At 66.2% G+C, this 10763-nt stretch carries 4 protein-coding genes and 3 pseudogenes; all 7 read left to right on the top strand.

Annotated elements, in window-relative coordinates:
- Nucleotides 1-3 precede the first annotated feature (3 nt).
- Complete coding sequence (locus IYY11_RS09600; protein WP_196403647.1) at nucleotides 4-1191, top strand: acetate/propionate family kinase; 1188 nt, start codon at nucleotides 4-6, stop codon at nucleotides 1189-1191.
- Between the two features lie 241 nt (nucleotides 1192-1432).
- The gene (locus tag IYY11_RS09605; RefSeq protein ID WP_196403648.1) at nucleotides 1433-2203 is read left to right on the top strand and encodes a hypothetical protein; all 771 of its coding nucleotides are present in this window, start codon (nucleotides 1433-1435) and stop codon (nucleotides 2201-2203) included.
- A gap of 331 nt (nucleotides 2204-2534) precedes the next feature.
- Nucleotides 2535-3437 carry an outer membrane protein gene (locus IYY11_RS09610; protein WP_196403649.1) on the top strand — a complete coding sequence of 301 codons (903 nt, stop codon included), beginning with the start codon at nucleotides 2535-2537 and terminating at the stop codon, nucleotides 3435-3437.
- A 39-nt stretch (nucleotides 3438-3476) separates the two neighbouring features.
- Nucleotides 3477-4262 (top strand): 3-oxoacyl-ACP reductase FabG, encoded by a 786-nt coding sequence (fabG, locus tag IYY11_RS09615; protein ID WP_196403650.1) that lies wholly within the window; start codon nucleotides 3477-3479, stop codon nucleotides 4260-4262.
- Nucleotides 4263-5245: 983 nt separating this feature from the next.
- Nucleotides 5246-9016 (top strand): annotated as a pseudogene (locus tag IYY11_RS09620) (beta strand repeat-containing protein); the annotation flags it as partial.
- Nucleotides 9017-9384: 368 nt separating this feature from the next.
- Nucleotides 9385-9600: pseudogene (locus tag IYY11_RS23820) on the top strand (hypothetical protein); the annotation flags it as partial.
- A gap of 102 nt (nucleotides 9601-9702) precedes the next feature.
- Nucleotides 9703-10763, top strand: a pseudogene (locus IYY11_RS09625) (hypothetical protein); the annotation flags it as partial.

The following is a 10763-nucleotide window of genomic DNA, read 5'->3' on the forward strand; positions in this document are numbered from 1 at the left end:
GACATGGCCGATCGCGTCGTCACGCTTAACGCCGGGTCGTCTTCGGTGAAATTCGCCCTGTTTGCGGCGGACGCCGATTGGCCGCGGCTGATCGCTTCTGGCGCGGTCGAAGGGCTCGGCGCGAAGCCGCGCTTTCGCGCGGCCATTGTCGATGGAGAGATAAGCGACAAGCCGCTTGCCGCCAAGCTCACGCACAAGCAGGCGATTGCGGCCATCTTCGAATGGATCGAAGATGCTTACCCGTTGGCGGCCGTGAGCGCGATCGGGCACCGCGTCGTGCATGGCGGGCTGAGCTTCGCCGCGCCGGTTATCGTCGATGCGGAAGTGCTCGCGGAATTGCGGGAATTGATTCCGCTGGCGCCGCTGCATCAGCCGCATAACCTTGCTGGAATCGAAGGCGCCAAGGAAGCCTTTCCGCATGTGCCGCAGGTCGCGTGTTTCGATACGGCTTTCCACCGCGGACACGCCTTCGTCGACGACGCTTATGCGCTTCCCTATTCCTACTACGAGCGTGGACTGCGCCGTTTCGGCTTTCACGGATTGTCCTACGAATATATCTCCCGGCGCCTGCGCATGATTGATCCAATTCACGCCGAAGGCGGCGTCATCGTCGCGCATCTTGGCAATGGCGCGTCGCTTTGCGCGATGAAAGGCGGGCGTTCGATCGCCGCCAGCATGGGCTTCTCGGCGCTGGAAGGCCTGCCCATGGGCACCCGCTGCGGACAGATTGATCCCGGATTGTTGCTTTATCTGCTCCGGAGCGAGGGCATGACTCCCGAGGAGCTGTCGCATCTTCTTTATGAACGCTCCGGGCTCCTTGGCCTCTCCGGCGTCTCTCATGACATGCGTACGCTCGAGGCGTCCAAAGAACCCCGCGCCCAAGCGGCGATCGGCTATTTTATTCATCGCATCAAAATGGAGATCGCGGCGCTCGCGGCCGCGATCGGCGGATTCGACGCGCTGGTGTTTACGGCCGGAATTGGAGAGCATTCGCCGCGCGTGCGCGCCGGCGTGGTCGAGGGCCTCGGCTGGCTAGGGCTGACGCTGGACGCAGCGGCCAATGCGCGCAACGACCTTCTCATTTCGGCGCCCCAGTCGCGCGTTCCCGTGTTCGTGACGCCGACCGACGAGGAATCGATGATTGCGCGGCACACGATTGAAACGGCAGGATTGACCGCTGCGGCCAAGTGATTGCGACTTCGCGCGGCGTCGCTGCGGCGGGAGCAAAATGGAATCGCTTTGGCCGATTCAAATCAGAATCTGACAACAGTTGATCCAGGGACTGCCCAACAAAAGCAATTGACCCGCAAGGCCCAACCGTCCAGAATATTTACAGTTATTGCTCATACATAGCGTGATGGTCCCGCTGCGGCGCAGGACCAATCAATCGCAATTTCGCCGTCACGTCGATTGGCGCATTGACCGAGGTCGTATGCCCATCCTCAGGGATAACGAACGCCAGTCGTCTGATAGTCGGGGCCTCACAGCCCTCGTCGCGCGGCATATTCCGGAGGCCATATCGCCGGATCACCTGACGTACGCCGGACTCTTCGGCGCCATCCTTGTCGCCATTGGGTTTATCGCCAGTCGGTGGTCGAACTGGTTCCTCGCGCTGGTCGCGCTGGGGCTGGCCTGCAATTGGCTTAGCGAGAATCTGGTGTGCGCTGTTTCGGAAAGCCGCGGCGCCGCGCGTCCGCTTTATGGATATTTCATCGACAACTCGGCGGACCTCGTCGCTCAAACGCTGATCATCATGGCGCTTGGCTTCTCGCCTTATTTCACCATTCCCTCGGCGTTGCTCATCCTCTCTCTCTATCTGTTGCTGAGTTCATACAAATATTTGCTTGTCGTGATCCATGGCGGAAAACAGCCAAGCGGCGGATTCGAACCGAAGGGGCTTCGGCTGCTCGTGTTGGGCTGGTCGCTCTCTGCGGCGTTGATGGGACATGAGCTCGCGTCGCAACGCGTGCTCTCATTCGTGGCGCTCGACGTCATCATCGCCGCTCTGTCGATTTGCGCCTTTGTCATATTCGTCTTCATCGTTCGCAAAGATCTGGCGCGCGTTCGGCTCCAAGAGAATCGCTCCCGCGACGATAGCGACGATGAATCATTGGATGACGGCCGGGTCATTTCAATTGTCCCGCAATTGGCTCCAGTCCGTCGTTCGCCGGCTCGAACCGACAAGAAGATTTCAGCCGGCTAAGGCTCAGTCGGACGCCGAAAAAACCTCGACTGTGTTTGCGCCGACTTGTCGCCGCATGCGGCGAAGACGGCGCGCCCACAGCGCCGGGCGTCGCCGAGTTTTTACGTTCGCTCTTCAGTTCAACGGAAGCGTTCAAGTTTATATGAGTCGCACGAGCCATTGTGGGGGAAGGCGCGGCGTCAAAGCATTGCTGTTGCATAAAGGGCACATCCGGCGCGAAACGGCGTAAAGGGCGGTCGAAGCGAAAGGTTCGAATTGCGAAACGCCTCTCGCCTTGCTCATTTGCTTCCAGACCTTTCTGCAGTTTGTTTGCAACGGCGAGAACAAAGTCATGGCCCATAAAATCTTGACAGGCGCCTTTCTGGCGCTGGCGTTTGCAACGGGATCGGCGCTCGCCGCGGATTTACCCTCCCTCAAGGCGCCGCCGGCCTATCTTCCGCCTCCGCCGCCAATGTGGACCGGTTTCCATGCCGGTTTGAATGCGGGCGGCGCATGGAGCGCAAGCACGGGGACCAACTTTGCTTCAGCGCCCTTTCTCATCAATGGCGCCAGCAATGTCCCATGGGCGGCGGCTGCCGCCATCTCAGGAACGGGCAGCGTCTCGACGAATAGCGCCGCTTTTATCGGCGGCGGCCAACTTGGCTATGATTTGCAATTCAACGGCGCGTTTCTCGCTGGAATAGAAACGGACATCCAGGGCCTCGCCGGCTCGAACGGCACCGCCGCTGTCGTGACGCTCGCGCCAACGCCAGCGCCCGGACTCAATCTGCTGACGAGCGTCTCCAGCAACAAGTCGCTTGATTTTCTCGGCACGGTGCGGGGTCGGCTTGGCTATCTCATAACGCCTACGTTGCTTGCTTATGCGACCGGCGGACTCGCGTACGGACAGGCGACGTCCACCACGAGTTTTTTCCAACACGTGCCGAATGATTTCTCCGGCTTTTTGTTGCTCGGCGCCAATCAGGGGCGGTCTTCGCAGACGCGGGTCGGCTGGACGGCCGGCGGCGGACTGGAATGGATGTTTTGGCCGCAATGGAGCGCCAAAATCGAATATCTCTTTTACGATCTCGGCGCCGCCGCCTATCCTGTCGCGATCACCACCGATTGGCAGCTCACGAACCTGTTGTTCGCCAACGCCACTCAAGCGCGCACGCGCTTCGACGGTCATGTCGTCCGCGTCGGTCTGAACTATCACTTCAACTGGGGCGTCGTTCCGGTCGTCGCGAAATATTGATTCGCCCGAAGAGGACGCCAGCAGAGGGGCCGCGTCAAAATGCTCACCTCCATCGCCGATCGGTCGGTCATCGTCACCGGCGGCAGCCGGGGCATCGGCCGAGGCATCGCCAATGTTTTTGCAGCCAAGGGCGCGCAGGTGCTGGTGGTTGGCCGTGACCTCGCGCAGGCCGAGGCGACGGCGGCGGCGATTCGGGCCGAAGGGGGACGCGCCAGCGGATTCGCCGCCGATGTCGGCGATCCGGGCGATGTCGAGCGGATGGCGGCCGCGGCGCTCGAGCGGCACGGCGGCGTCGACATTCTTTGCGCCAACGCCGGCGTCTTTCCGGCCGCACGGCTTATGGAGATGACTCTGGCGCAATGGAACGAGGTGTTGTCCACCAATCTTGCCGGCGCCTTTCTGAGCGTGCGGGCCTGCGTGCCTGCGCTGGCGCGCAGCGGTCGGGGGCGGATCGTGCTCACCTCCTCCATCACCGGCCCGATCACCGGCTATCCCGGTTGGGCGCACTATGCGGCGAGCAAGGCGGGACAGCTCGGCTTCATGCGCACGGCGGCGCTGGAACTGACGCCGCTCGGGATCACCATCAACGCCGTTCTGCCGGGCAATGTGCGCACCGAAGGACTGGACGAACTCGGCGAAGACTATTTGGCGAAGATGACGGCCTCGATCCCCCAACGCCGGCTCGGGAGCGTCGAGGACATCGCCTACGCCGCGCTGTTTTTCGCCAGCGACGAAGCCGCCTACATCACCGGCCAAACGCTGGTGATCGATGGCGGGCAGGTGTTGCCTGAGTCGCTGACGGCGCTGCAGGAGATGGATCGCTGATGTGGGGTTGGGACGCGCAGACGCGGCGCAGTCTTGCGGTTCACGGTCGCATCGGCACACCATAGCGGCCGCCGAGCTGACCCGCTGCGCTGTGTCCCGTTTGATCGTCATCTACGGCAACCAATTGAAGAACGCGCCTCACATTTTTTAGGTGTGCGGGTCGACAGGATTTAGGTTGGAGTGTCATTCAAGATGCTGGCCGGCATCTGATGGCTCGACCTCTTTCAAATGATCTTTGTGAACGCGCCATATTGCTGGTTTTGGCAGGCCAGGGCTGCTGATGCGGCGTCGCGATTCTGTTTAAAAGCCTCGCCGCAGACGCGTTCCGTAGACCCATTCACTGCGTGCGCCCGCTGAAAATTTGCTTGTTGATTTATGCCAACGGCTCCGCTGATTGACTCATTTCGCGCGAAGGAGATTGGCGCCATGCCAGCGAGGACTGCTCGGCCGGACAGCTTCGGGGCTTTTGCTCGACGCTAGAAGGACATCAGAGCGGGCGCTTTGTCGCTGGCGGAGGTTTCGTGACGGCGCGAACCGTTCCGAGGCGCTGGCATGGATCGGCAGAGGCTGCGCAATTGGGTGACATCGCTTCAACGCCGGCCTGAAGCCTTGTTGAACGGATGGCCGAAGCTGCGCCTGTCGCCGAGCGAGCTTGAAGGCGCGTCTGCTCGATCTGCCGCAGCGAACGCCGATCGAAAATCTGTTTCCAGGACGAAGCGCGCATCGCCAGAAGAATGGCCTCGTGCTGCGAGGGGCGGCGTGGAACGCGGCCGCGTCAGTTCGCCCATCCTGCGCTCGCCTGACTCGTCGGTGGATCTGTCCAGGTTCGAGAGAACGTTACAACGGAAGCGCGCCGCAGAGGACGAACCGGGCCCGTCGGACCCATTGTGGCGCCTTTGCCACAAAGGACCAAAATCGACACGAGAGAGTCAGGAAAAGTTCCAGCATCGGTAGAAAAAATCAGAATCTGATGATTAAAATACATGATCCGAGAAATTAACGCACAGTTACTTTCGGCGACTGCCCATACGCTTTCGAAAGCTGCAGTGCAGGATAACGGCGCCAGCGCCACCGCAACCGGTCACGACGCAGTCGCGAACGGCGCCACCGCCACCGCCACAGGCGACGGCGCCCGCGCCAATGGCGACTTCGCCACGGCGACGGGCCAGAACGCCAACGCGAACGGTACCGCCGCCACCGCGACCGGCGCATTGAGCACCGCCAACGGCGCCAACGCCACGGCGACGGGTCAGAATGCTCGCGCCACCGGCGCTAACGCAACGGCGACCGGGAGTTTGAGCCTCGCCACCGGCGCCAACGCCACCGCAACCGGGGAGAACAGCTTCGCCAACGGCGCCAACGCGACCGCGACGGGGCAAGCCAGCATCGCCAACGGCGCGAGCGCCACCGCGACGGGGCAGAACAGCTTCGCCAATGGCCATCAGGCGACCGCGACGGGGCAGAACAGCCGCGCCAACGGCGCCGACGCCACCGCGACGGGACAAAATAGCTTCGCCAATGGCGTTGGCGCGACCGCGACGGGCCAGGACGCTTCGGCCCAGGGCAATAACGCCACCGCGACGGGCTCCAATTCATTCGCCAACGGCCTTGGCGCGACGGCGACGGGGCAGGCGGCGGTCGCCAACGGCGCCAGCGCCACCGCCACGGGCGACGACGCCCGCGCCAATGGCGCCAACGCCACGGCGACCGGACAAGCGAGCCGCGCCAACGGCGCCAACGCCACCGCGATTGGCCAGAACGCCAACGCCTTTGGAGCGAGCGCCACCGCGACCGGACAGGGAAGCCTCGCCAATGGCGCGTTCGCCACCGCGACGGGGCAGTTGAGCAACGCCAACGGCTCCGCCGCAACGGCGACCGGGCAGTTCAGCAGGGCCAACGGCGATAGGGCCACAGCAACAGGCGAGACCAGTTTCGCCAACGGCGTGAACGCCACGGCGACCGGGCAGAATTCTGTCGCCGACGGCGCCAACGCGACCGCGACGGGTCAGTTCAGCACCGCCTTTGGGGCGAACGCCACCGCGACGGGACAGAATAGTTTCGCCAATGGCGAATTCGCCACCGCGACGGGAGAGAACAGCGTCGCCAACGGCTCCCTCGCGACCGCGACCGGCCAGGCGAGCTACGCCAATGGCGCCAGCGCCACCACAATGGGGCAGAACGCGAACGCCAACGGCGCGAACGCCACCGCAATGGGGCAAGCCAGCTTTGCGAACGGCAAATTCGCCACCGCGACGGGGCAGAACAGCTTCGCCAACGGCTCCCTCGCGACCGCGACCGGCCAAGCGAGCTACGCCAATGGCGGGACCGCCACCGCGACTGGCCAATTCAGCATCGCCAACGGCGCTCAAGCCACTGCGACGGGCGCGGGCAGTCTCGCCAACGGCGCCAACGCGACTGCGACCGGCGAGTTAAGCCACGCCAACGGCGTCAACGCCACCGCAACCGGCCAGCTGGCGCAAGCCACCGGCGCCAATGCGACCGCGACGGGTCAGTTCAGCACCGCCGCTGGAGCGAACGCCACCGCGACAGGGCAAAACAGCTTCGCCACTGGCGAGTTCGCCACGGCGACGGGACAGAACAGCTTCGCCAACGGTTCCGAGGCCACAGCGACGGGCGCTAAATCCAACGCCAGTGGCGACGCCGCCACCGCGACCGGCGTGAGCAGTCGCGCCAATGGCGCGCTCGCCACCGCGACGGGCGTCGCGAGCTTCGCCAACGGCGACTCCGCGACGGCGACGGGCGCCTTCGCGAGCGCCGACGGCGGCTCGGCGACCGCGACGGGACGCGGCGCCTTCGCGAATGGCGGCAGCGCCACGGCGACCGGCGAGAGCAGCTTCGCCAATGGCCTCAACGCTACCGCCACGGGCCAGCTCAGCCTCGCCAACGGTCTGAACGCGACCGCAATGGGCCAGAGCAGCAACGCCACCGGCACCAACGCCACGGCGCTGGGCGCCTTCAGCATCGCCAATGGCGGCAACGCCACCGCGACCGGGGCGAGCAGCACGGCCAATGGCGCCAACGCCACCGCGACGGGCCGAGGCAGCTCGGCGAGTGGCGCGAACGCCACCGCGACGGGCGCGACCGCCACCGCTAATGGAGCCGAAGCCACCGCCACGGGCCGAAGCGCCAACGCCAATGGCGCCCAAGCTACCGCGACAGGCCAAAACGCCCGGGCCAACGGCCAGTTCGCGACCTCGACCGGCCAGAACAGCTTCGCCAATGGCGCAAGCGCGACCGCAACGGGCGGCGGCAGCCTCGCCAACGGGCAATTCGCCACGGCGGCCGGCCACTTGAGCGTCGCCAACGGCCAGAACGCCACAGCGACGGGACAGAACGCCAACGCCGACGGCGCCAACGCGACGGCGACGGGCCAGAACGCCAACGCATTTGGCGCCAGCGCCACCGCGACGGGACAAGCCAGCCGCGCCACTGGCGAGTTCGCCACCGCAACGGGACAGAACAGTTTCGCCAACGGGTTCGAGGCCACCGCGACCGGCGCCAATTCGAACGCCAGCGGCGACGCCGCCACGGCGACCGGCGTAAGCAGTCGCGCCAATGGCGCGCTCGCCACCGCAACGGGCGTCGGGAGTTTCGCCAACGGCGACGCCGCGACGGCGACGGGCGCCTTCGCGAGCGCCGACGGCGGCTCGGCGACCGCGACGGGACGCGGCGCCTTCGCGAATGGCGGTAGCGCCACGGCGACCGGCGAGAGCAGCCTCGCCAATGGCCTCAACGCCACCGCCACCGGGCAACTCAGCCTCGCCAACGGTCTGAACGCGACCGCAATGGGCCAGAGCAGCAACGCGACTGGCACCAACGCCACGGCGCTGGGCGCCTTCAGCATCGCCAACGGCGGCAACGCCACCGCGACCGGCGCGAGCAGCACGGCCAATGGCGCCAACGCCACGGCGACGGGCCGAGGCAGCTCGGCGAACGGAGCGAACGCCACCGCGACGGGCGCAACCGCCACCGCTAATGGGTCAGACGCCACCGCAACTGGTCGGAGCAGCTTGGCCGATGGCGCTCAAGCCACTGCGACGGGAAAGAGCAGCCGCGCCAATGGCTTCAGAGCCACCGCCACCGGCGCGAACTCAAACGCCAACGGCGACTCGGCCACGGCGACCGGCGTGAGCAGTCGCGCGAACGGCGTCCTCACGACCGCAACGGGCGTCGAGAGCTTCGCCAACGGCGATGCCGCCACCGCGACGGGAGCCTTCGCCATCGCCAACGGTGGTTCCGCTACCGCAACGGGCCAAGGCAGTTTGGCCAGTGGCGCGCGCGCGACCGCGACGGGCGGCGCGAGCGTCGCGGACGGCGCGCAGGCCACCGCGACCGGCCAGGCGAGCCGCGCCAGTGGCGTCAGCGCCACCGCGACGGGGCAGTTCAGCACCGCCAACGGGGCGAACGCCACCGCGACCGGGCAGAACGCCAACGCCAATGGGGCCAGCGCCACGGCCACGGGGCAGAACGCCAACGCATTTGGCGCCAGCGCCACCGCGACCGGACAGGGAAGCCTCGCCAACGGCCAGTTCGCCACCGCGACGGGGCAGTTGAGCAACGCCAACGGCTCCGCTGCAACGGCGACCGGGCAGTTCAGCAGGGCCAACGGCGATAAAGCCACGGCCACAGGCGAGACCAGTTTCGCCAACGGCGTGAACGCTACCGCGACCGGTCAGAATTCCGTCGCCGACGGCGCCAATGCGACCGCGACGGGTCAGTTCAGCACCGCCTTTGGGGCGAACGCTACCGCGACGGGTCAGAACGCCACCGCCAATGGGGCCAGCGCCACAGCCACGGGGCAGGGCAGCCTGCCAACGGCCAGTTCGCCACGGCGACGGGCGCCCTCTCCAACGCCAACGGCGTCTTCGCCACGGCGACGGGGCAGGCCAGCACCGCCAATGGCGACGCCGCGACCGCGACAGGGCAGTTCAGCACGGCCAACGGCGCCGAAGCCACGGCGACCGGGGCCAAGTCGAACGCCAACGGCGAAAACGCCACGGCGACGGGCGCCTTCGCCAACGCCAACGGCGCCTTCGCCACCGCGACGGGCGCCTTCTCCAGCGCTAACGGCGAGTCCGCCACGGCCACGGGCCGAGGCAGCATTGCTAACGGCGCCAACGCCACCGCGACGGGACAGAACGCCAACGCCAATGGAGCCAGCGCCACGGCGACGGGGCAGGCGAGCAACGCCAATGGCGCGAATGCGACAGCGGTTGGCCAAGGCTCGGTCGCCAATGGCTCGACAGCATCAGCTTTCGGCCAGAGCGCCAACGCGACAGGCGTCGGGGCGACGGCGCTCGGCCAAAACGCGCAAGCGACGGCCGACGACAGCACGGCGGTCGGCGCGGGCGCTAACACCGCGGGATTCCTGGGGTCGACGGCGATCGGCGCAGGCGCGACAAGCACTGCCGCCAATCAAATGACGTTCGGCACGTCTTTAACCACATATGTCGCGCCGGGAATCACCTCTCTCGCGAGCACGGCGGCGCAAATCGGGGCGGTACAGTGCGTCACGACCGATTCGTTTGGCCATCTCGCAGCCGGGGCTTGTAACGCCGGCGGCGTTCCCGCTGGCGTCGCGATCGGCGCCAAAGCCACGGCGATAGGTACGAACAGCCTTGCCGACGGCGCCAACGCCACGGCGACCGGGCAGAACGCCAACGCCACCGGCGTCAACGCCACCGCGACGGGCGTGAGCAGCCTCGCCAACGGCGCTAACGCCACCGCGACGGGGCAGAACGCCAACGCTACTGGAGCCAACGCCACGGCGACCGGGCAGAACAGCTTAGCCAATGGCGCCGCCGCAACGGCGACGGGTCAGGCGAGCGTCGCGAATGGTCAGTTCGCCACCGCGACTGGGCAGAACAGCAACGCCAATGGGGCGAACGCCACGGCGACCGGCCAGGATAGCGTCGCGAACGGCGAGTTCGCCACCGCTTCGGGCCAGGCGGCGCGCGCCGAGGGCCAGACCGCCACCGCCACGGGACAAAACAGCTTCGCTAATGGAGCCGCCGCAACGGCGACTGGTCAGGCGAGCGTCGCGAACGGTCAATTCGCCACGGCGACAGGCCAGAACAGCAACGCCAATGGGGCGAACGCCACGGCGACAGGGCAGAACGCCATCGCTGATGGCGCGAACGCGACCGCGGCGGGGCAGGCCAGCAACGCCAAGGGAGCGAATGCCACCGCCTCCGGCCAAGCCAGCAACGCGAATGGCGCCAATGCGACCGCGACCGGGCAGGCGAGCGTCGCAAATGGCGCCAACGCCACCGCGACGGGGCAAAACGCCAACGCTGATGGCGCGAACGCGACCGCGGCGGGGCAGGCCAGCAACGCCAAGGGAGCGAACGCCACCGCCTCCGGCCAAGCCAGCAACGCGAATGGCGCCAGTGCGACCGCGACCGGGCAGAACAGCAACGCCAACGGGGCTCAGGCGACAGCGACGGGGCAGAACGCCAACGCTACTGGAGCCAACGCCAC

The organism is Methylocystis sp. H62, from assembly GCF_015709515.1.
Classification (GTDB): Bacteria; Pseudomonadota; Alphaproteobacteria; order Rhizobiales; family Beijerinckiaceae; genus Methylocystis.